Below are 19,589 nucleotides of genomic sequence, written 5' to 3'. Positions count from 1 at the left end.
AGCGGAACTCGTCAAGGGCTCATGAGTGAAAAATTGTATACAGTTTCTGCCGTGGGTTTTTCAGCTGCATTCGCAGAAGGGGTGATCGTTCCCATCCGGGAACGATCATCGAGGCGCTGAATTCAGCGACGCCCCAGCAAGGCCAGTGTTTCATCCGCCAGGCGTCGGGTCAGTTCGCCAGTGGACAGCTCCACACCCAGGCGTAGCGCCTGCCCGGCCCACAGGGTGCTGAAGTCTGCCTCGTCCTTGGCGCGCAGCGGCAGCAAGGCACCGCCAGCCAGCGGGAACGCCGGAGCCTGCGGGCAGATCGGGCCGAGCTCGCGCATGACCCGATTGACAATCCCCCGCGCCGGGCGCCCGGTGAAGATATTGGTGACTGCGGTTTCGCTGTCCCTGGCGCTGCGCAGGGCCCGGTGGTGCGAGGCGCTGACCTGGGCTTGCGGCGTGAACAGGTAGGCGGTGCCCAGTTGCACCGCCGAGGCGCCCAGGGTGAACGCGGCGGCGATCCCCCGTGCATCGCCAATGCCGCCGGCGGCGATAACGGGCACGCGGACGGCATCGACGACTTGCGGCACCAGGGCAAAGGTGCCGACCTGAGTGCTCAAGTCATCGCTGAGAAACATCCCGCGATGGCCACCGGCCTCGTAGCCCATGGCGATGATCGCGTCGCAGCCATGTTGCTCAAGCCAGACGGCCTCGGCCACCGTTGTCGCGGATGACAGCACCTTGGCGCCGCTGGCCTTGACCCGGTCGAGCAGGGATTTTTCCGGCAGGCCGAAGTGGAAGCTCACCACTTCGGGTCGAAACGCCTCGACCACCTCGCAGGCGGCCTCATCGAACGGCGCCCGGTTGGACACCGGTGTCGGCGCTTCGAAGTCAGCGCCCAGTTCACGGTAGTAGGGCTCCAGTAGCTGCTTCCATTGGCGGGTGCGCGACTCGTCGGCCACGGGTGGCTGATGGCAGAAGAAGTTCACATTCAATGGCCGCGGGCTGTGTCGGCGTATCGTGGTAAGCGCCTCGCGTAACTGCCCGGTGCTCAGCATGGCCGCGGGCATCGAGCCCAGGGCGCCGGCGTTACTGGCAGCGATCACCATGTCCGGGCCGGTCGCGCCGGCCATGGGCGCCTGGATGATCGGCAACTCGATGCCGAGCAGATCAAGAATACGGGTGTCAGGCCATTGGCTCATCAGCAGTGCTCTCCTGCATGAAGTGGGTGAAGGGGGGCGGCTGTTGCGGTTCAATGGGTTCATCGGCGATGAAAGACGTCACCCTTTGAACAGGGCATCAGTGTCGTTAAAACGGGCCGGGTGACGCGCCGCTTGTCCGCGATAGCGTTGGCTCAGCCACTATCAGGGATTACGGTGCTGGCATCGGCGATTCTGGCCCAGAGGGTAAAAATCATAGCCCTGGCATGTGCCATCGGTCATGGATTTTTTGCGCTATGACTGCGAAGGTACTGGCCTGGACTCAGCTCACGGCGACCCATCCAATCAGGAGACAGCGATGTTCAAAGGCATTTTGATTGAGAACGATAACGGCGCGTACCAGGCCAGTTTGCGAGAGATCGACGACGATCAGTTGCCCGAGGGCAATGTCACGGTGCGTGTGGCGTACAGCACCCTGAACTTCAAGGATGGGTTGGCGATCACCGGCTCAAGCCCTGTGGTGCGCAGATTTCCGATGGTTCCCGGGATCGACCTGGCCGGCACGGTGGAGGTCAGCGAGCATCCGGACTTCAAGGTTGGCGACAAAGTGCTGCTCAACGGCTGGGGCGTGGGGGAAGGGCACTGGGGTGGGCTGGCGCAAAAGGCGCGGCTTGCGGGTGACTGGCTGATTGCCTTGCCGCGTGCATTTACCGAAGCCCAGGCCATGGCCATTGGTACGGCCGGCTACACCGCGATGTTGTGCATCCTGGCGCTGGAGCGCAACGGCGTGACGCCGGACCAGGGCGAGGTGTTGGTGACCGGGGCCAACGGTGGTGTCGGCAGTTTCGCCATCGCCCTGTTGTCCGCGCTGGGCTACCAGGTGGTCGCTTGCACCGGTCGCCCCTCGGAGCATGCCTACCTCAAGCAGTTGGGCGCCCGCGAGATCATCGATCGCGCCAGCCTGTCCGGCCCCGGCAAACCGTTGGCCAAGGAACGGTGGGCGGCGGTGGTCGACTCGGTCGGCAGCCATACCCTGGCCAATGCCTGCGCCAGCACCCGGGCCAATGGTACGGTGGCGGCGTGCGGGCTGGCCCAGGGCATGGACTTTCCGGGCTCCGTCGCGCCCTTTATCCTGCGCGGCATCACCCTGGCCGGAATCAACAGCGTGACTCAGCCCAAGGCTCGACGCATTGAAGCCTGGGACCGACTGGCCAGGGACCTGGACCTGGGGTTGCTGTCACTGATCAGTCACGAGATCGGCCTCAGCGATGCCATCGAGCTTGCGCCACGGCTGCTGGCCGGCGAGGTGCGTGGGCGCGTGGTGGTGGATGTGAATCGTTAATCAAGGAGGAGGTGTTCATGGGCGTCAAACAACTGGAAGTACAGCCGTTTCGTGTCGCCGGATTGCGCGTGCGTACGCTCAATGCGGCAGAGCAACAGGCGTCGACCGCCAGGATCGGCCCGATGTGGCAATGCTTTTTCAGCGAAGGCCTGTACGACAAGATCGCCGGCAAGATGGCGGATTCGTGGGTGTATGGCGTGTACAGCCAATATGAATCCGACGCGAGTGGGGCGTTTGACGTGTTGGCGGGGGTGGCCGTCAGTGAGGCCCCGACCGATTACCACAGCCTTGAAGTGCAGGGCGGCCAGTACCTGGTGTTCGATGCCAAGGGGCCGATGCCGGGCAGTGTGATCGAGGCCTGGGGGCGGGTGTGGGCGTATTTCGATGAGCATCCGCAGACTCAGCGCCGGTTTGCCACCGACTTCGAGGCCTACACCGGCCCCGACAGCGTGGCCGTGCACATCGGCATTTTCTAAGGCCGGCTTTCGCGCGCCAGTAACTGACGCTTGCGTTCCACCCCCCAGCGATAGCCCGACAGGTCGCCATCGCTGCGCACTACCCGGTGGCACGGTATCGCCACTGCCAGGTTGTTGGCCCCGCACGCCTGGGCCACGGCGCGGAACGCCTTGGGCGCACCGATACGCCGGGCAATCTCGGCGTAACTGGCGGTGCTGCCCAGCGGAATCTCCCGTAACGCTCTCCAGACCCGCTCCTGAAACGCGGTGCCGCGCACATCCAGCGGCAGGTCCAGGCCCAAGGCGGGGGCTTCGATGAAACCCACCACCTTGGCGATCAGTTGCTCGAAATCCGGGTCCGCGCCGATCAGGTTGGCCTGCCGGAACTTATCTTGCAGGTCGCGGACCAGGGTATCGGGATCGTCACCGAGGAGAATCGCGCACACCCCGCGCTCGCTCTGTGCCACCACGATCGCCCCGAGCGAGCATTGGCCTACGGCAAAGTGAATATCGGTGTTCTGGCCCGCGGCGCGGTAATCGCCAGGGGTCATGCCGAGCACCTGATCGGCGGATTCGTAGAAGCGACTGTTGGAGTTGAACCCGGCGTCATACAGCGCATCGGTCACCGAACCCGCCACTTCGAGCCGTTCGCGGACCCGGCGTGAACGCTGGGCCGTGGCGTAGCCCTTGGGGGTCAGGCCGGTCACGGCCTTGAACACGCGGTGGAAATGAAAGGGACTCATGCGCGCGCTGTGTGCCAGTTCGCCGAGACTGGGCACGGTGTCGGCGGATTCGATCTGTCGGCAGGCCGCGGCGACCAGGGTGGCGTGCTGGCTGGCAACCAGGGTTTGATCCGCCGCGGCCCGCTTGCTGGGGCGGAAGCCCGCGGCCAGGGCTTGTTCCTCGGTGTCGAAGAACACCACGTTCTGCGGTTTCGGCAAGCGCGCCAGGCTACTGGGGCGGCAATAGACCCCGGTGGTTTTCACTCCATAGACAAACTGACCGTCGGCGCGCGGGTCGCGAGCCAGTACGGCGGCCCAGCGGGGGTCTTGTTCGGTGGCGTGCCTGGCGGTGGTCATGGTGCGTTACCTTTTGAAGATTCAGTCCAGCTTGCCCGGTATGAAGGTCGAAGGCACTCCGCGGCTTGCGGTCGAATTCCAGGTGTCACCCCGCGCGGCGGAAGGTGAGGTTGATCCGCTGTGCGCCCAGTTGTGGATGATGCCCCTCGTTGAGAGGCAACACACCGTGATAGCGCAAACGGTCCACGCCGCCCCAGACCACGATGTCACCGTGAAACAACGACACTCGCCGGCTTTTGTCGCTGCGTTTCAAGCCACCGAACAGAAAGATCGCCGGCAAGCCCAGGGAGACTGACACGATAGGCGCAGCATAGGACCGTTCGTCTTTGTCCTGGTGTAGGGACATTTTCGCACCGGGCAGGTACCGGTTGATCAGGCAGGCGTCCGGCATAAAGTCGCAGAAGCCGGCTGCCATCGCTGCGGCCTGCGCCAGCTCCCGGAAGACCGCAGGCATTTCTGGCCAAGGCTGGTCGCTGAGCGGGTCGAGGCGGGTATAGCGGTAGCCACTGCGATCGGTGGTCCAGCCCAGCGTGCCACAACTGCTCAAGGCAGCCGACATGGTGAAACCACCCGGCGTGACCATGTTCCGCAACGGTGCTCGCTGCAAGACAGGCTCCAGTGCAGCAAGCACGCGCGCCACCCAGGGCTGGGCAAAGCCACGCAGTACGAATGACTGTTCGCCAATCTGCTCGGTCCGCGCCGGTTGGCGGTCTTCGCCGGCAAACAGGTCGAGGGTCGAAGGGAGGCTGTGATTACTGCGCATCGTGGAAAATCACTCCAAGGGTATGCCGCTCACCGCTGTGCAGACGACTGACGCCATGGCGCATGTTCACCCGGTAGTCGCCACGAACGCCCTGCACCGGGCGCTGGCTCACCGCAAATATCAGTGCATCGCCCTGTTCAAGGCTCATCACCAGGGGCCGCGATTGCATCCTGGGGCGCTGCTCGGTGAGCACGAACTCGCCACCGGTGAAGTCTACACCGGGTGCTGACAACAGAATCGCCACCTGCAGGGGAAACACCTGCTCACCGTACAGATCCTGATGCAGGCAGTTGTAGTCCCCCGGACCGTAGTGCAGCAATAAAGGCGTAGGACGCTGCTGGCCCGCAGCATGACAGCATTGCAAGAACGCGCTGTGCGCCGCGGGAAAGCGGCCGGGCAGGCCCATGCGTTCATGCCAGCGATTGGCCAATGGCACCAACCGGGTGTACAGCGCCCCGCGTAATTGCTCGACGAGCGAGGGCAGGGGGTAGCTGAAGTAACGGTACTCGCCCCGCCCGAAGCCGTGCCTGGCCATCACCACGTGAGCGCGGAAACGCGTCGGCTCGGCGTACAGCGCCGTAAGGTCGCGGCATTGCCGGGCCGTGAGCAGACCCTTGAGGCTGGCGCAGCCGTCCTGGTCGAGGGTGTGCTCGAGCGCGGGCCAAGGGAGGGTGTCGATACGCTCGAGCAGCGACGGCCCGGCTGTCGCAGGGGCGGCGTGGCGGTCGTGGTGGTGCGGGGAGGTGGACATGGCTGGCTCCTGAACCCGAGTCGAGGATGACCAGTCTGGGAGGCTCAAGCGCGGGTGACACTCCGGTGCTTGCGGTCGAACTCCGGAGTGCTTGCCAGGACGGTCGGCGACCTTACAGCGCCTTGCTCACACTGATGTCAGTGATGACATCCGCGCTGTCGCCATGGATGGCGGCAAGGGCGGCCCTGGCCTCGTCTTCAGTGCCCTTGACCAGTTGGGCGAACTCGAACCGGCGCTCGCCGTTGAGTTTGTACTTGATGACGTACTTGGTGGTTTGAGTCACGAGCGTACCTGTGTGTCACAGTGTATATAGAGGATCAGCTGAGTTTCGAGCTGGACCGACGAATGATCTTGATCGAGTGCGTCAGCGTCGGCTTGCGGGTCACACTGATCGGTCGGCGGTTGACCGTGTCGATGGTGATGTTCCAGAAACCGGTGCTCGGCGCGGTGATTTTCGCCGGGAAAGTGTCGAATGCGCCACCGTGGTAGGTGTGGCGTCCGCCATTTTTGAAGCTGCGAAAGTTGGCGTCGTTCATCAGGCGGATGTTGCAGGTTTGGGAGCATTGGATGACGACGATGTCATCTTCGTTGAGGTGCTCGCGCTGGTGGATAAATTTCATGGGGCGCCTCCAGAAGGGCTTTTTCTACAAAATCAAAACGATAGCATGGGCGATGACGCAGTTTATCAGCCTCGACACCCGAAAAGCGGGCTCTTGGGTCCGGGTTTGACAATTAAAAACGGTTATCCGTGATTAATTACGCAATAAAGTGCTGCACTCCGGAGAAAATCGGTATTTGTGCTGTCGGAGGGTCTTTACTGGAGGATTTGTATGAAGCGGGGCGTTTTGTTGCTGGCATTGGCGATGAGTGGTTGTGCGACAGTCTCGGACATCAATCAGACGCTGCCCACCATGAATGTGATTTCAGGAAAGAAACCACAAGAATATGCCGCCTGTGTTGCCGACAAACTGGCCACCAGCCGTGGCGCGGTACAGATTGAACCGCACAAGGATGGCGTGCAGGTCATCGTGCCTGGAAAACTCTCCGCCGATCCGGCAGCGGTGTTTGATATCGAAGAACGCTCCAGCGGCAGCAGCATCAAGCTGCATGAGAGCCTGTCCAACGTGCCGATGCGCCCTGGCGATATCGGCAAGGCGGCCAACGAGTGCATTTCCGGCTAGCCCGTACCGTCTCGAACCCAAGTTCGCGTTGTGATGGGCGGACCCATCACCTACTCTTTATAAGCTTATGCAAAGTAGGCCTAAGCATATAACTAGAAGAATGGAGTTCGAGATGGAATTCAACCCGATGGTGTTGAGCGGCCTGATGCTCATGGCGGCCAGCAGTGCGATGGCTGCGGATGGCCAGAAAATATTCACCCAGGGCGGCGTACAGCCGGGGGCAACCGCCTGTTTTGCCTGCCATGGCGCGGATGGTATGGGAATGCCGGCGGCCGGCTTTCCTCGATTGGCAGGGTTGTCCGCGGAGTACCTGCGCAAGCAACTGAACGATTTTCGCAGTGGCTCGCGGGTCAGCGCGGTGATGCAGCCCTTGGCCAACGCGCTGGCCGCCGATGAGATCCAGGCCGTTTCCAACGCGTTGGCGGCCATGCCGGCGCCTGAAACACCCCGGATCACGCGCGATGCCGTGCCGAAAAACGTCGGGCAAACCCTGGCGCTGCGCGGTGCCTGGGACCGGCAGATCCCCGAATGCGTGCTGTGCCATGGTCCTGGTGGCGTGGGCGTCGGCAGCGCCTTCCCGCCGTTGGCCGGGCAATCGGCGAGCTATCTGGTGGCGCAATTGAACGCCTGGCGCGATGGCACCCGGCACAACGACCCGAATGACTTGATGGGGCACATCGCCAAAGCCCTGACACCGGACGAGATCACCGCAGTCGCCGATTATTTCGCGACCTTGGGTAGCCAGGAGGCCAAGCCATGATATTCAATTCTTTCGCGCCATTGTCCCTGCTGTTGATGAGCGCCGACCTGTACGCTGCGCAGACGGTCATGGACGACCAGTCCGAGTTGAAAACCCCGGCAGTGGCTGGCGGTCATATTTCCTACTTCCAACCGCCGGCCGAACACGAATTGCCGGACAACGCCTTTGGCAAACTGGTGCGACAGGGCCACAGCCTGTTTGTCGACACCCGGCGCCAGGCACCGGCGTATGTTGGCAATGGCCTCAATTGCAGCAACTGCCACCTTGACCAAGGGCGCTTGCCCAACTCCGCGCCACTGTGGGGGGCTTATCCGATGTACCCGGCGTATCGCAAGAAGAACGACAAGGTCAACACGTTTGCCGAGCGCCTGCAGGGGTGTTTCCAGTTCAGCATGAACGGCAAGCCGCCACCGGCCGACGGGCCGGAGATTACCGCGTTGTCGGCCTATGCCTATTGGCTGTCGACCAAGGCACCGCTCGGTGTCGAGTCACCGGGGCGCGGCTACCCTGATGTGGCCCAGCCGGCCAAGGGCTATGACCTCGCCCAAGGGGCACAGGTCTACAAGACGCAGTGTGCGATTTGCCATGGCGATGCGGGGCAAGGTCAAAAAGTCGGCCAGGACTATGTCATGCCGCCACTGTGGGGCAAGGATTCCTACAACTGGGGGGCCGGCATGCACCGCATCAACACGGCGGCGTCGTTCATTCAATACAACATGCCGCTGGGTAAGGCCAGAAGCCTGAGCGATCAGCAGGCCTGGGATGTGGCGGCGTTCATCAACAGCCATGAACGGCCGCAGGATCCACGCCTGATCGACGGCTCCATCGAGAAAACCCGAGTGAAGTTCCATGCCAACGATGGGGTCAATCTCTACGGGCAAACAGTGGATGGGGTGCTGATCGGGCAAGGGATCCGATAAACTGTCGTCTATCGACACAATGCCGCTCTTGAGTGTAATGCTGTTCAGTTAAGAAACGTTTGAAACGAGTGAGAGACCCGTGGTGAGCGAGCTTGCTCGCGCTGGGGCGCGAAGCGCCCCCCCAACAAAGCGACTGCGGTCTTTCAGAACGAACTCGGCGATCGTTTTTGGGGCTGCTGTGCAGCCCAGCGCGAGCAAGCTCGCTCGCCACGGGTGATGTATTGAGCAACCCTATCCTTAGCTGAACAGCATTGCGCTCTTGGGCGGCATTGTCATTTCTGGAGCAGTCAATGAAACGCGAGCAAGTCAGAGAGCGGCATGCAGAGGGTCACATCTCTGCCACCCATGTGATTCAGAATCCGGCGAACCCGGGGGAATGGATTGTCTTTTTCAAGAAAAGCGCAGGGCGCAGCTTTTTCCTGGTGGATGACAATGACGAGGTCGAGTCCTTCAGCCAGCTGGATGACCTGATCGAGACCGTGCGCGGCCTCGGGATCAAGTTCGCCGAAATACACATGTGATGAGTCAACGCGCTTTGCAGGCTACTTGCACACCACTACGACACTGCGGCTCTTGAAGTTGCCGACGTCGGCGCCGAGGGTCTTTTCGCTCTCGTCGAGGGCCGGCGTACCCTCCGTGCCCACTATCCGGTAACCGGTGCCGGCACAGGATGCATCGGCTTTCTCGTAGCATTTGGCCCAGGAGTTGGCTCTGCCCGAACAGTCAATCGCCAGGCCTTGCTGGCCATCGTCCAGGTAGATTTTGGAGGCGCTGGCGCATCCGCCCAGCAGCAGTACCGCCATCAGCGTCAGGTATTTTTTCATGGGTGGCAGCCATTAGTCAGCAGGGGCGCAGTTGCCTTGGGCAAGAATGCTACAGCCCGTGGCGATTAGGCTACAAACGCGCACAAAAAAACCTGCGGGCAGGCAGGTTTTTTCGCACAGGTAAGCTGTTACTCAGGCTTGGCGCCACGGCGCTTGGGCGCAGGCGGGGTGTCCTGCAGCACCGAGGCCACTTCAATCGCCATGGCTTGCGAGGGGAAAGGCCCGGCGATGTTTTCGCCGCTGGCGCTGTCGACCCACCACTGGCCATCTTTGGCCTGGTTGATCAGGTAACCGTTCACACTCTTTACTGCCGACATCTATCTGCCTCGTTGGCTGGTTCAATCGCGCAATGATAGCCGATAGCAGCAAACGTGTCCGGGCCAGTTCTCTGGTCTAAAGTGAAGCCCTCGCGGGGTTGTGAGGGTGCATGGCGTATCCCTGGGGTGCGTTTGCAAACGACATGTGCAATGCGCTTGCGGAACTATCTCGCGGAATTTTTCTCTATGATGGCACCGGTTAGCCAGTGCGGGGCATTGTAAGGTGCCCGCCGTCTGATTAGACTGCGCCAAAACTCGTATACACAGCCTTTTCAAGGACTTTTATGATCAAGAAATGCTTGTTCCCAGCAGCCGGTTACGGTACTCGCTTCCTGCCAGCGACTAAAGCCATGCCCAAGGAAATGCTGCCGGTGGTGAACAAGCCACTGATCCAGTACGGCGTCGAAGAAGCACTGGATGCCGGTTTGACCGAAATCTCCATTGTCACCGGCCGTGGCAAACGCGCCCTGGAAGACCACTTCGACATCAGCTATGAGCTGGAAAACCAGATCAAGGGTACTGACAAAGAGAAGTACCTGGTCGGCATCCGCAAGCTGCTGGACGAGTGCTCGTTCTCCTACACCCGTCAAACCGAAATGAAGGGCCTGGGCCACGCGATCCTGACCGGTCGCCCACTGATCGGTGACGAACCCTTCGCCGTGGTACTGGCGGACGACTTGTGCGTCAACCTGGAAGGCGACGGCGTACTGACCCAGATGGTCAAGCTGTACAAGCAGTACCGCTGCACCATCGTGGCGATCCAGGAAGTAGACCCTCAGGAAACCCAGAAGTACGGTGTGATCGCCGGCGACCTGATCGGTGATGACCTGTACCGCGTGCGCAACATGGTCGAGAAGCCAAAGCCTGAAGATGCCCCGTCCAACCTGGCCATCATTGGTCGCTACATCCTGACGCCGGACATCTTCAAACTGATCGAAGAAACCGAGCCAGGCAAAGGCGGCGAGATCCAGATCACCGACGCCCTGATGAAGCAAGCGCAAGACGGTTGCGTGATTGCCTACAAGTTCAAGGGCACGCGTTTCGACTGCGGTGGCGCTGAAGGCTACATCGAGGCGACCAACTTCTGCTTCGAACACTTCTACAAGACGGGCAAGGCTTACTGATAGCTGAGTCACCGTCCTGTACTGAAAAGCCACCTTCGGGTTAATACCGTCAGTTAAGCGAACGCCAACCTATGTAGGAGCGAGCGCGCTCGCGATGAACGTTAACGATAACGCGTGTTTTCTGAATAAACGCGTTGTTCTTGAGGTCATCGCGAGCACGCTCGCTCCTACAAATGCGGCTTCATCTCCTAACTGACTGGCATTGACCTTCGGGTGGCTTTTTCATTTTTCGGACCCTGCGGTTCGCGGCGCTGACCATCAAAGCGGCAGCAGGTATGCTGGTGGCCTGCCGAGGAGAGTGAAATGGCTTACGATTTTGACCTATATGTGATTGGCGCCGGTTCCGGTGGTGTACGCGCGGCGCGCTTTGCTGCGGGCTTCGGTGCGAAAGTGGCCGTGGCCGAGAGCCGTTATCTGGGGGGGACCTGCGTCAACGTGGGCTGCGTTCCCAAGAAGCTGCTGGTGTACGGCGCGCACTTTGCCGAGGACTTCGAACAGTCCCGGGGCTTTGGCTGGTCATTGGACGAGGCCGACTTCGACTGGGCGACGCTGATCGCCAACAAAGACCACGAGATCAATCGCCTGAATGGCATCTACCGCAACCTGCTGGTCAACAGCGGCGTGACCCTGCACGAAGGCCACGCCAAGTTGCTGGACCCGCATACGGTCGAGGTCAACGGCCAACGGTTTACCGCCAAAACCATTCTGGTCGCCACTGGCGGCTGGCCGCAGATCCCGGAGATTCCGGGGCGCGAGCACGCCATCAGTTCCAACGAGGCGTTTTTCCTCAAGGCGTTGCCCAAGCGCGTGCTGGTGGTGGGCGGTGGCTACATCGCCGTCGAGTTCGCCGGGATCTTCCACGGGCTGGGTGCCGAGACCACCTTGTTGTATCGCGGTGAGCTGTTCCTGCGCGGTTTTGACGGCTCGGTGCGCAAGCATCTGCAGGAAGAACTGACCCGGCGCGGGATGGACCTGCAATTCAACGCCGACATCGAGCGTATCGACAAGCAGGCCGATGGCAGCTTGAACGTGACCCTCAAGGACGGCCGCCAGCTACAGGCCGACTGCGTGTTCTACGCCACCGGACGACGTCCGATGCTGGACAACCTGGGCCTGGAAAACACCCGGGTCACGTTCGACAACAAAGGCTTTGTCGAAGTCGATGAGCTGTACCAGACCGCGGAACCGTCGATCCTGGCCATTGGCGATGTGATCGGTCGCGTGCAACTGACGCCGGTCGCCCTGGCCGAAGGCATGGCCGTTGCGCGCCGCCTGTTCAAGCCGGAACAGTATCGTCCGGTTGATTACAACCTGATCCCGACGGCGGTGTTCAGCTTGCCGAACATCGGCACCGTTGGCCTGACTGAAGAGCAGGCCCGGGAAGCGGGGCATGAGGTGCAACTGTTCGAAAGCCGTTTTCGGCCGATGAAACTGACCCTGACCGAGTGCCAGGAGCGCACCCTGATGAAACTGGTGGTGGATGCCCGGACCGACAAGGTGCTGGGTTGCCACATGGTCGGGCCGGAAGCCGGCGAGATCGTCCAGGGGCTGGCCATTGCCCTCAAGGCGGGCGCGACCAAACGTGACTTCGACGAGACCGTCGGCGTGCATCCTACGGCCGCTGAAGAGTTTGTCACGATGCGCACCCCGGTAGCGGGTTAAGCGCCTTCGCGGTACCTGACGCTGTGTCTGGCGGTGCATGAAGTGTGCCTGCCAGAGCCAGCGTTTTTTTATGCAGATACTTTTTTCTTCTATTAATACTACCGGCTAATAGCCAAAACCAATCAGCAGCATCAGGTTATCCAATGAGCCATCAGCGGACTCATTGGTTAGGATTCTCCCATCAAGTTCTTAACCACTGACGGAGAGTCAACGATGCCTATCATCAACAGCCAAGTTAAACCGTTCAAAGCGACCGCCTACAAAAATGGCGACTTCGTGCAAGTGTCGGACGCTGACCTGAAAGGCAAGTGGTCTGTCGTGTTCTTCTACCCGGCCGACTTCACCTTCGTTTGCCCGACCGAGCTGGAAGACCTGGCCGACAACTACGCCGAGTTCCAGAAGCTCGGTGTCGAGATCTACAGCGTGTCCACCGACACTCACTTTGCCCACGCGGCCTGGCACAACACCTCGCCGGCCATCGGCAAAATCCAGTACACCATGATCGGCGACCCGACCCACGTCATCTCCCGCAACTTCGACGTGCTGATCGAAGAAGCTGGCCTGGCGGACCGCGGCACTTTCGTGATCAACCCTGAAGGCCAGATCAAGATCGTCGAACTGAACGATGGCGGTGTGGGTCGCGACGCCTCCGAACTGCTGCGCAAGATCAAGGCTGCCCAGTACGTTGCGGCTCACCCGGGCCAGGTTTGCCCAGCCAAGTGGAAGGAAGGCGAAGCCACGCTGGCGCCGTCCCTGGACCTGGTCGGCAAGATCTGAGTCGGTGAGTCGACCGAGGGCGATGAGCTCTTAAACACGTTAGCCGCACCGCCCTCGAAAACGCCCGGGCGAGATTCGCTCGGGCGTTGTTTTTTCTACGAATGCAAAAATGGAGATCGCCCGTATGTTGGACGCCAATCTTAAAGCCCAGTTGAAGTCATACCTGGAACGGGTCACCCTGCCGATCGAGATCGTTGCTTCCCTCGACGACGGTGCGAAATCCCAGGAAATGCTCGCGCTGCTCAAAGACGTTGCCAGTCTTTGCAGCCTGATTACCTTGCGCGACGACGGTAACGATGCGCGCAGACCGTCGTTCTCGATCAATCGCCCGGGCGCCGATATCAGCCTGCGTTTCGCCGGCATCCCCATGGGCCACGAATTCACTTCGTTGGTGCTGGCCTTGCTGCAAGTCGGCGGTCACCCCTCGAAGGCCAGCAGTGAGGTGATCGAACAGATCCGCTCGCTCAAAGGCGAGTTCAACTTCGAAACCTACTTCTCGCTGTCCTGCCAGAACTGCCCGGACGTGGTCCAGGCGCTGAACCTGATGGCGGTGCTCAACCCGAATATCCGTCACGTCGCCATCGATGGCGCGTTGTTCCAGGACGAAGTCACTGAGCGCCAGATCATGGCCGTGCCCAGCGTCTACCTGAACGGTGTGAACTTCGGCCAGGGGCGAATGGGCCTGGAAGAAATCATCGCCAGGCTCGACACCAGTGCCATTGAGCGCCAGGCCGAGAAAATCAGCGCCAAGGACGCCTTTGACGTGCTGGTGGTCGGCGGTGGCCCGGCCGGTGCGTCGGCGGCGATCTACGCCGCCCGCAAGGGGATTCGCACCGGTGTTGCCGCCGAGCGGTTTGGCGGCCAGGTGCTGGATACCATGGCCATCGAGAACTTCATTTCCGTGCAGGAGACCGAAGGGCCGAAGCTGGCGGTGGCGCTGGAAGAACACGTCAAGCAGTACGACGTCGACATCATGAACCTGCAACGCGCCGATACCCTGGTGCCGGGCAAGCATGGGGAACTGCATGAGGTCAGGTTCGCCAGCGGTGCCAGCCTCAAGGCCAGGACCGTGATTCTGGCCACCGGTGCGCGCTGGCGCGAAATGAACGTGCCGGGTGAGCAGCAATACCGCAACAAGGGCGTGGCGTACTGCCCGCACTGCGATGGTCCGCTGTTCAAAGGCAAGCGCGTGGCCGTGATTGGCGGTGGTAACTCCGGCGTCGAGGCGGCCATCGACCTCGCCGGTATCGTCGCCCATGTGACCCTGCTGGAGTTCGATGTGCAGTTGCGTGCCGACGCCGTCCTGCAGCGCAAGCTGCACAGCCTGCCGAACGTCACCGTGATCACGAATGCACAAACCACGGAAGTCACCGGTGACGGTCAGAAGGTCAACGGTTTGCATTACAAGGATCGTCAGTCAGGCGAGACCTTGAATGTGGAGTTGGAAGGGATCTTTGTCCAGATCGGCTTGCTGCCCAACACCGACTGGCTCAAGGGCACCGTCGAACTGTCGCCGCGGGGCGAGATTATCGTCGATAACCGGGGTGAGACGTCGATCCCGGGCGTGTTCGCCGCTGGCGACGTGACGACCGTGCCGTACAAGCAGATCGTGATTGCCGTGGGCGAGGGTGCCAAGGCATCGCTGAGTGCCTTCGATCACCTGATCCGCACCTCGGCCCCTGCATAAAGCCTTGGGCTGAAAACACAAAACCTTGTAGGAGCGAGCGTGCTCGCAATGGTCGCCAACGATAACGCGGGAAGGCTGGCCCCCCGCGGCGGTCTGAGGCTTATCGCGAGCACGCTCGCTCCTGCAGAGCGAATGTGGCGGGGGTTACAGCGGCGCCGGCTGAATGATTTCAACCCAGTACGCATCCGGGTCCTTGATGAAGGCCAGGCTCTTCATGCGGCCGTCATTCAAGCGTTTCTGGAAGTCACAGCCCAGGGCTTCGAAGCGCTCGCATGCGGCGCGAATGTCGGGGACGGCAATGCAGATATGGCCGAAACCGCGTGGGTCGGTGTTGCCGTTGTGGTAGGCGAAATCGCTGTCGTTCTCGGTGCCGTGGTTGTGGGTCAGTTCCAGGATGCCCGGGATCGACTTCATCCACTGGGTGCGGGCCGCCGGGTCGGCGGGGATCTGGTTCTTGTCGACCAGCGCGAGGAAATACAGGCTGAATTCGGCTTCCGGGAAGTCACGCTTTTCCACCAGGGTGAAGCCCAGGATGCGCGTGTAGAAGTCCAGGGACTTGGTGATGTCCTTGACTCGCAGCATGGTGTGGTTGAAGACGAATTGCTGGGTGGCGGTGTCAGGTTGGGCGGTGACGCCGGGGAAGGTATTCAGTTCGTGCAGGCTCATGGGCCCTCCGGAAAACAAGTGGGGCAAACGACGCTCCGGACAGTAGCTGTCCTTGGGCTTGCGGTGTGCCAATGATACGCAACGGACCGGGTTGCGCCAAAGTAAAACCTTGGGCTATTGCCTGGGCGAGCGGCTGGGCTCAGACTTTGACGCTCGCCCCGCCAGTGTTCTGCGTGATGATCCGACTGTATAAATCCCTGTTCGTATTCACCTGTCTGTTTTCGGCTGTCGCGAGTGCGCAGCCGGCACTTCCCGAGATCGCCTGGCCCAGTGGCTGGCAGGTGCAAGCACTGACGCAAGAGGCGGAACCCGCACCCAGTTCGCCGCAGGTCGTTAGGCAACGTGCGATAAAAAACGATGAAAATGGTGATCCGGTATTGGTCATGGAGTTGACCATGAGCCAGGTTGAAGTCGGGCATGAAGTCAATGTGCAGGGTGTCCTGCTGGAAATGCGCAAGTCGATACAGAAGGACTTTTTTCGAGGCGGCTATCAGAGTGTGTGCAACAAGATCCATCCCGCTACATTGAGCCGGTTATCGGCCCTGGAAACCACCTGCACGGTTACCCGTAATGGCCAGGCCCTGTTGTCGCAAACCGTGGTCGCTGCGCTGGATGGCGATAAGGTCTATGTTTTCTCCTATGCCGGCCAGGCCGAGGCTTATGCAAAAAGCCAGGGTGAAATACAGGACTTCCGAAATAGTTTGAAACTTTGATGGGGGCGCCGGGGTCTGTGATTTCGGCGCGGTGACGCAGGCTGATTATCCCAATGGACTATATAAAAAGTTATCTTGTGGCGCCTCGGGATTTATCGGCTTTTGTAACTAGATCGACGATCATGCCAGGCATGAAAAAGCCCTGCATGTGCAGGGCTTTTGGCGTGGCGTCGAAGACTTAAGCGCGAAGCCAGGAATCAACGGTGCTGGCGCCGTATTGTTCCTTCCAGGCTTTCAGGCCGCGGTGATTACCGCCCTTGGTTTCGATCAGCTCACCGGTGTGCGGGTTCTGATAAACCTTGACCACGCGCGCGCGGCGGGTCTTGGGGGCGGCGGCCAGCTGCAGGCCGGACTTGGGGTTCGGGTCGAGGATGGCGATAATGTCGCGCAGGCTCTTGCCGTAGGTTTTCATCAGCCCCTGGAGCTTTTCTTCGAATTCGATTTCTTTCTTCAGCCCGGCGTCGTTCTTCAGCGATTCCAGCTGCGCGAGCTGCTCTTGAAGGGCCTTTTCAGCTGCACGAAATTCAGCGAGTCTGGACAATATCTTTACTCCAATAGTGTGTTTGGCTGATACATACCGCCAACAAAGCTATAAGCCAAGAGCCTTGTAGCGACTCGGGGGGATAGTGGCTCACCTGTCAATCTTGCTCAGGCAGGAAAAATTGTAGTAGTTAATTGCCTTGGAGTAAATCATGTCTTTTTCAAGATGTAAGATCGCTTGACGGTTTGATGCAAGGGTGTGCGCCTAATCATGGGGCGGCTACTTCCCAGGGCAATTTTACCGAGGGCTTAGTGATTCTTGAGCTCGATAATAAAGTCTGCACCGGGCATGGGGCGACCATACAGGTAGCCTTGCAGGAAGTTGACCCCATGCTGGGCGAGATAATCACTCTGCTGCAGCGTTTCCACGCCTTCGGCGACGATACCCAGATCGAGTTTTCCGGAGAGTTCAATGATGCTTTCCAATATATGCCCGGACAAGGCATCGGCCCCAATCATCGCCACGAAACTCTGGTCGATTTTCAGGAAGTCCACATTGAACTGGCGCAAGTAGCCCAGGCTGGAGTGCCCGGTACCGAAGTCGTCGATTGCAATCTTCACCCCTAGCTCATGCAGTTGCTCGAACAGTTGAAGGGTCACGGGGGAGGGCACAATGAGCTCGCGTTCCGTCAGTTCCAGAATCAGCGCCACCGAGCCCGGCGAGAAGGCCGCGAGGAATTCCCGGCAGTCGTCGACCAGTGCCAGGTCCTGGCAGTGATTGGCGGTGATGTTGATGCCGATATGGAACAACTCGTTCAAGTGTTGGGTATGGGGCGCAAGCAAGGCGGCGGTCTGGCGCATCAGCGAACGCGTCATCGGTACAATCAGGCCCGAATGCTCGGCGAATGGAATGAATAGGTCGGGAGGCACCACGCCTTCTTTCGGGTGCTTCCAGCGCATCAGGACTTCGACCCCGGCCCATTGTTTGTTGTCGCCATGCACCACGGGCTGAAAGTAGGGGACGAACTCGCCGGCCTCCAGTGCGCGCTGCAATTCCAGGCTGGGCGACGACGAGCGTTTTTGCAGCCAGTGGGCGATGGTGCCCGCGATCACGCCAAAGAAAATCAACAGGCTGAACAGCGGCGGGTATTCACTGGCCATGTAACGCCAGACTTCACCCTCGGGAAAGCCGGCTTCCACGCCATAGGCATACCGTGAGGACTGCAGACTGCTGCGGGCGACCGGCAACTCGGGAGGCGGGGTCTCGTGGACCTTGCCATCGACCGTCAACCAGCTGTCACCGACTTGCAGTCGCAACAAGGTCTGGCGACCGATCAGGCGCAGGACATTGCTCAGGTGATAGCCATCCAGCGTGGTCAGGGCGCCTTGCCGGCCTTCACTGAGGCGATACACCAGCAGTGCGGTGTCGGGGGTGACCGGGTTGCCGCTCATCAGCCACAACTTGCCCTGGGTGTACTCGCCGGGGTCGACGTATTGCTTGAAGTCGCCAAACAATGAACTGCAATACAGGTTGTTGTCCCACACCAGATTGGTCGAGCGCACAAAAGGCCGGCGGGTGACTTGTTCACGCAAGGCCAGCGTGACATCGGCGCAGGGCTGTCCGGCCAGGGGCAGCAGCACCTGGGCCGCGTGGGCGGTGTTGTCGAGCATCAGGTCGAACTGGCGCACAGCCTCGACGGCGGTCTGATGGGTGTTTTGCGTGAGTCGGAATTCGGCTTGCATGTGCAGAATGATCACGCCCAACAGCACGGGAACCAGGCCGGCCAGCACGGTGATGGCATTGCGAACGGCGGGTTTTCGGCGGGGCTTGAGGGTCAGTGGCATGGGTGAAACCTGTGACGATGGAATAGGGCAGTCAAATGCAGGCGTGGCAAGGGCATGCCTCCCCCGAAGAACGTTGGTACCGGGGATGATAGATGGCGCTTGGCGTTTGTGCTTTTCAACGGTAGTCCAGTTGACGTGCCAGCTTGATGAACGCCAGCGTGGCCGGTGATGCCTGGCGCTCGTCCAATACCGCCAGCCCGACCTGGCGCTTGACCTTGGGCGACAGCGGTCGCTTTACATAGCGCGGCTGCCGGGTATCGGGCAGCGAGCCTTCGGCAACGATCGTCAGGGCGTCGCCGCGACTGACGGTTTCCAGGGTGCTGAGCAGTTGCGAACTGCGATAGCGGATATCCGGCGTCAGCCGGGCCGCACTGAACAAGCGCGATACCAGTTCCGCCGAGCCGGCTTCGGTGAGGATGAACGGGTCATGGCACAGGTCGCTCAAACTCAGGCTGTCACGTTGGGCGAGGGGGTGTTGTTGCGGGATCAATGCCACCATCTGGTCTTCGACCAGGGCAAAGGTGTCGAAGCGTTCCTCGGGCAGCACCACAAAGCCCACATCAATGCGCCGTTCCTCCAGCCACTGCACGACCTGTCGGTCAGGCCCCTCATCAATGTGTACCTCGATCCCGGGCCAGGTGGCGCGGTACTGCTGCAATATCATTGGCAGCAGCTTGATCGAAGAGGTCGGACCGAATGAGCCAATGCGCAGCGTGCCGCGCTTCATGCCGCGGGCATCCGCCGCCTCCTGGCGCAAGGTACTGGCCAGGCCGAGCATGGCGCGGGCACGCAGCAGCAACGGCTGGCCGATGTCGCTCAGTTCAACCCGGGACGGATGCCTTCTGAGTAACTCGACGCCCAATTCCTGCTCCAGCGACTTGATGGCGTGGGACACCGCCGACTGGCTGATGCCCAGGCGGTTGGCCGCGCTGGTGAAGCTTTGCAGTTCGGCCACCCGGGAAAATATCTCGAGCTGGGTCAGTGTCATGAGTCTTTACTCATTTTACGATGATCGATCATGAGGTGAAGAATACGCCATCAGCGCAATGCCAGTGAGTTAAGTGAACGCCGACTTTTGTAGGAGCAGCCGGTCGACGC

At 60.6% G+C, this 19,589-nt stretch carries 23 protein-coding genes; 11 read left to right on the top strand and 12 right to left on the bottom strand.

Going from position 1 to position 19,589, the window contains the following annotated elements; genetic code table 11:
• Positions 1 to 122: 122 nt before the first annotated feature.
• Positions 123 to 1,187: a nitronate monooxygenase family protein gene (locus tag CKW25_RS11090; RefSeq protein WP_095079219.1), complete on the bottom strand. Its 1,065-nt coding sequence runs from the start codon at positions 1,185 to 1,187 to the stop codon at positions 123 to 125.
• 316 nt (positions 1,188 to 1,503) lie between these two features.
• On the opposite strand from CKW25_RS11090, the gene CKW25_RS11085 reads away from it, so the two are divergent.
• Together CKW25_RS11085 and CKW25_RS11080 are read left to right on the top strand one after the other, a co-directional pair.
• Complete coding sequence (locus tag CKW25_RS11085; RefSeq protein ID WP_095079218.1) at positions 1,504 to 2,487, top strand: MDR family oxidoreductase; 984 nt, start codon at positions 1,504 to 1,506, stop codon at positions 2,485 to 2,487.
• A gap of 17 nt (positions 2,488 to 2,504) precedes the next feature.
• Positions 2,505 to 2,963, top strand: a complete 459-nt coding sequence (locus CKW25_RS11080) for a GyrI-like domain-containing protein (RefSeq protein WP_095079217.1) — start codon at positions 2,505 to 2,507, stop codon at positions 2,961 to 2,963.
• On the opposite strand, the gene ada is transcribed toward CKW25_RS11080, so the two are convergent.
• The 5 genes from ada to CKW25_RS11055 all read right to left on the bottom strand — a co-directional run bounded on the left by ada (position 2,960) and on the right by CKW25_RS11055 (position 6,155).
• Complete coding sequence (gene ada / locus CKW25_RS11075; RefSeq protein WP_095079216.1) at positions 2,960 to 4,021, bottom strand: bifunctional DNA-binding transcriptional regulator/O6-methylguanine-DNA methyltransferase Ada; 1,062 nt, start codon at positions 4,019 to 4,021, stop codon at positions 2,960 to 2,962. The two genes, CKW25_RS11080 and ada, sit on opposite strands and share 4 nt — an antisense overlap.
• A gap of 85 nt (positions 4,022 to 4,106) precedes the next feature.
• Positions 4,107 to 4,784, bottom strand: coding sequence for a DNA oxidative demethylase AlkB (alkB, locus tag CKW25_RS11070; protein WP_095079215.1), 678 nt, complete (start codon positions 4,782 to 4,784; stop codon positions 4,107 to 4,109).
• On the bottom strand, positions 4,774 to 5,535 hold the full coding sequence (locus CKW25_RS11065; RefSeq protein WP_095079214.1) for a 2OG-Fe(II) oxygenase: 762 nt from the start codon (positions 5,533 to 5,535) through the stop codon (positions 4,774 to 4,776). The genes alkB and CKW25_RS11065 overlap by 11 nt, the downstream gene beginning before the upstream one ends.
• 112 nt (positions 5,536 to 5,647) lie before the next feature.
• Positions 5,648 to 5,818, bottom strand: coding sequence for a hypothetical protein (locus tag CKW25_RS26655; protein ID WP_095079213.1), 171 nt, complete (start codon positions 5,816 to 5,818; stop codon positions 5,648 to 5,650).
• Between the two features lie 34 nt (positions 5,819 to 5,852).
• Positions 5,853 to 6,155 (bottom strand): DUF1883 domain-containing protein, encoded by a 303-nt coding sequence (locus CKW25_RS11055; RefSeq protein WP_095079212.1) that lies wholly within the window; start codon positions 6,153 to 6,155, stop codon positions 5,853 to 5,855.
• A gap of 210 nt (positions 6,156 to 6,365) precedes the next feature.
• Here CKW25_RS11055 and CKW25_RS11050 point away from each other — a divergent pair, with 210 nt between their 5' ends.
• The 4 genes from CKW25_RS11050 to CKW25_RS11035 all read left to right on the top strand — a co-directional run bounded on the left by CKW25_RS11050 (position 6,366) and on the right by CKW25_RS11035 (position 8,917).
• The gene (locus tag CKW25_RS11050) at positions 6,366 to 6,716 is read left to right on the top strand and encodes a hypothetical protein (RefSeq protein ID WP_095079211.1); all 351 of its coding nucleotides are present in this window, start codon (positions 6,366 to 6,368) and stop codon (positions 6,714 to 6,716) included.
• Positions 6,717 to 6,828: 112 nt separating this feature from the next.
• Positions 6,829 to 7,476 carry a cytochrome c gene (locus CKW25_RS11045; RefSeq protein ID WP_256577958.1) on the top strand — a complete coding sequence of 216 codons (648 nt, stop codon included), beginning with the start codon at positions 6,829 to 6,831 and terminating at the stop codon, positions 7,474 to 7,476.
• A 35-nt stretch (positions 7,477 to 7,511) separates the two neighbouring features.
• Positions 7,512 to 8,396: a c-type cytochrome gene (locus tag CKW25_RS11040; RefSeq protein WP_371854999.1), complete on the top strand. Its 885-nt coding sequence runs from the start codon at positions 7,512 to 7,514 to the stop codon at positions 8,394 to 8,396.
• Between the two features lie 290 nt (positions 8,397 to 8,686).
• Entirely contained in the window at positions 8,687 to 8,917 is a 231-nt protein-coding gene (locus CKW25_RS11035; protein WP_095079208.1) for a hypothetical protein, read from the top strand.
• A gap of 21 nt (positions 8,918 to 8,938) precedes the next feature.
• On the opposite strand, the gene CKW25_RS11030 is transcribed toward CKW25_RS11035, so the two are convergent.
• Positions 8,939 to 9,220 carry a hypothetical protein gene (locus tag CKW25_RS11030; protein ID WP_095079207.1) on the bottom strand — a complete coding sequence of 94 codons (282 nt, stop codon included), beginning with the start codon at positions 9,218 to 9,220 and terminating at the stop codon, positions 8,939 to 8,941.
• A 128-nt stretch (positions 9,221 to 9,348) separates the two neighbouring features.
• Complete coding sequence (locus tag CKW25_RS11025; protein ID WP_095079206.1) at positions 9,349 to 9,537, bottom strand: hypothetical protein; 189 nt, start codon at positions 9,535 to 9,537, stop codon at positions 9,349 to 9,351.
• Between the two features lie 284 nt (positions 9,538 to 9,821).
• On the opposite strand from CKW25_RS11025, the gene galU reads away from it, so the two are divergent.
• From galU to ahpF, 4 genes are all read left to right on the top strand, one after another.
• Entirely contained in the window at positions 9,822 to 10,661 is an 840-nt protein-coding gene (gene galU, locus CKW25_RS11020; RefSeq protein WP_095079205.1) for a UTP--glucose-1-phosphate uridylyltransferase GalU, read from the top strand.
• A 303-nt stretch (positions 10,662 to 10,964) separates the two neighbouring features.
• A complete protein-coding gene (gene gorA / locus CKW25_RS11015; RefSeq protein WP_095079204.1) occupies positions 10,965 to 12,323 on the top strand; it encodes a glutathione-disulfide reductase in 1,359 nt (452 codons plus the stop codon).
• A gap of 213 nt (positions 12,324 to 12,536) precedes the next feature.
• Positions 12,537 to 13,100: an alkyl hydroperoxide reductase subunit C gene (gene ahpC, locus CKW25_RS11010; RefSeq protein ID WP_095079203.1), complete on the top strand. Its 564-nt coding sequence runs from the start codon at positions 12,537 to 12,539 to the stop codon at positions 13,098 to 13,100.
• 124 nt (positions 13,101 to 13,224) lie between these two features.
• Complete coding sequence (ahpF, locus tag CKW25_RS11005; RefSeq protein ID WP_095079202.1) at positions 13,225 to 14,787, top strand: alkyl hydroperoxide reductase subunit F; 1,563 nt, start codon at positions 13,225 to 13,227, stop codon at positions 14,785 to 14,787.
• Positions 14,788 to 14,931: 144 nt separating this feature from the next.
• Here ahpF and gloA read toward each other — a convergent pair whose 3' ends face one another.
• A complete protein-coding gene (gene gloA, locus CKW25_RS10995; RefSeq protein ID WP_095079201.1) occupies positions 14,932 to 15,453 on the bottom strand; it encodes a lactoylglutathione lyase in 522 nt (173 codons plus the stop codon).
• A gap of 176 nt (positions 15,454 to 15,629) precedes the next feature.
• Between gloA and CKW25_RS10990 the strand changes: the two genes are divergently transcribed.
• On the top strand, positions 15,630 to 16,166 hold the full coding sequence (locus CKW25_RS10990) for a DUF4946 domain-containing protein (RefSeq protein WP_095079243.1): 537 nt from the start codon (positions 15,630 to 15,632) through the stop codon (positions 16,164 to 16,166).
• 178 nt (positions 16,167 to 16,344) lie between these two features.
• Here the strand turns inward: CKW25_RS10990 and CKW25_RS10985 are convergent, their stop codons facing one another.
• From CKW25_RS10985 to CKW25_RS10975, 3 genes are all read right to left on the bottom strand, one after another.
• A complete protein-coding gene (locus tag CKW25_RS10985) occupies positions 16,345 to 16,707 on the bottom strand; it encodes a histone-like nucleoid-structuring protein, MvaT/MvaU family (protein WP_095079200.1) in 363 nt (120 codons plus the stop codon).
• Between the two features lie 248 nt (positions 16,708 to 16,955).
• Positions 16,956 to 18,491, bottom strand: coding sequence for an EAL domain-containing protein (locus CKW25_RS10980; RefSeq protein ID WP_095079199.1), 1,536 nt, complete (start codon positions 18,489 to 18,491; stop codon positions 16,956 to 16,958).
• A 115-nt stretch (positions 18,492 to 18,606) separates the two neighbouring features.
• The gene (locus CKW25_RS10975; protein WP_095079198.1) at positions 18,607 to 19,479 is read right to left on the bottom strand and encodes a LysR family transcriptional regulator; all 873 of its coding nucleotides are present in this window, start codon (positions 19,477 to 19,479) and stop codon (positions 18,607 to 18,609) included.
• Between the last annotated feature and the right edge of the window lie 110 nt (positions 19,480 to 19,589).

Origin of the sequence: Pseudomonas sp. Irchel s3h17 (assembly GCF_900187505.1) — a bacterium.
Taxonomy (GTDB): domain Bacteria; phylum Pseudomonadota; class Gammaproteobacteria; order Pseudomonadales; family Pseudomonadaceae; genus Aquipseudomonas.
The sequence above is the reverse complement of the archived record's forward strand: the minus strand, read 5'-3'. Positions and strand labels throughout refer to the sequence as shown.

Bases quoted from the DNA above. Each gene is read 5' to 3' on its own strand.
- CKW25_RS11090 (WP_095079219.1), bottom strand. From the start codon at position 1,187: ATGAGCCAATGGCCTGACACCCGTATTCTTGATCTGCTCGGCATCGAG.
- CKW25_RS11085 (WP_095079218.1), top strand. From the start codon at position 1,504: ATGTTCAAAGGCATTTTGATTGAGAACGATAACGGCGCGTACCAGGCC.
- CKW25_RS11080 (WP_095079217.1), top strand. From the start codon at position 2,505: ATGGGCGTCAAACAACTGGAAGTACAGCCGTTTCGTGTCGCCGGATTG.
- ada (WP_095079216.1), bottom strand. From the start codon at position 4,021: ATGACCACCGCCAGGCACGCCACCGAACAAGACCCCCGCTGGGCCGCC.
- alkB (WP_095079215.1), bottom strand. From the start codon at position 4,784: ATGCGCAGTAATCACAGCCTCCCTTCGACCCTCGACCTGTTTGCCGGC.
- CKW25_RS11065 (WP_095079214.1), bottom strand. From the start codon at position 5,535: ATGTCCACCTCCCCGCACCACCACGACCGCCACGCCGCCCCTGCGACA.
- CKW25_RS11055 (WP_095079212.1), bottom strand. From the start codon at position 6,155: ATGAAATTTATCCACCAGCGCGAGCACCTCAACGAAGATGACATCGTC.
- CKW25_RS11050 (WP_095079211.1), top strand. From the start codon at position 6,366: ATGAAGCGGGGCGTTTTGTTGCTGGCATTGGCGATGAGTGGTTGTGCG.
- CKW25_RS11045 (WP_256577958.1), top strand. From the start codon at position 6,829: ATGGAATTCAACCCGATGGTGTTGAGCGGCCTGATGCTCATGGCGGCC.
- CKW25_RS11040 (WP_371854999.1), top strand. From the start codon at position 7,512: ATGAGCGCCGACCTGTACGCTGCGCAGACGGTCATGGACGACCAGTCC.
- CKW25_RS11035 (WP_095079208.1), top strand. From the start codon at position 8,687: ATGAAACGCGAGCAAGTCAGAGAGCGGCATGCAGAGGGTCACATCTCT.
- CKW25_RS11030 (WP_095079207.1), bottom strand. From the start codon at position 9,220: ATGAAAAAATACCTGACGCTGATGGCGGTACTGCTGCTGGGCGGATGC.
- CKW25_RS11025 (WP_095079206.1), bottom strand. From the start codon at position 9,537: ATGTCGGCAGTAAAGAGTGTGAACGGTTACCTGATCAACCAGGCCAAA.
- galU (WP_095079205.1), top strand. From the start codon at position 9,822: ATGATCAAGAAATGCTTGTTCCCAGCAGCCGGTTACGGTACTCGCTTC.
- gorA (WP_095079204.1), top strand. From the start codon at position 10,965: ATGGCTTACGATTTTGACCTATATGTGATTGGCGCCGGTTCCGGTGGT.
- ahpC (WP_095079203.1), top strand. From the start codon at position 12,537: ATGCCTATCATCAACAGCCAAGTTAAACCGTTCAAAGCGACCGCCTAC.
- ahpF (WP_095079202.1), top strand. From the start codon at position 13,225: ATGTTGGACGCCAATCTTAAAGCCCAGTTGAAGTCATACCTGGAACGG.
- gloA (WP_095079201.1), bottom strand. From the start codon at position 15,453: ATGAGCCTGCACGAACTGAATACCTTCCCCGGCGTCACCGCCCAACCT.
- CKW25_RS10990 (WP_095079243.1), top strand. From the start codon at position 15,630: ATGATCCGACTGTATAAATCCCTGTTCGTATTCACCTGTCTGTTTTCG.
- CKW25_RS10980 (WP_095079199.1), bottom strand. From the start codon at position 18,491: ATGCCACTGACCCTCAAGCCCCGCCGAAAACCCGCCGTTCGCAATGCC.
- CKW25_RS10975 (WP_095079198.1), bottom strand. From the start codon at position 19,479: ATGACACTGACCCAGCTCGAGATATTTTCCCGGGTGGCCGAACTGCAA.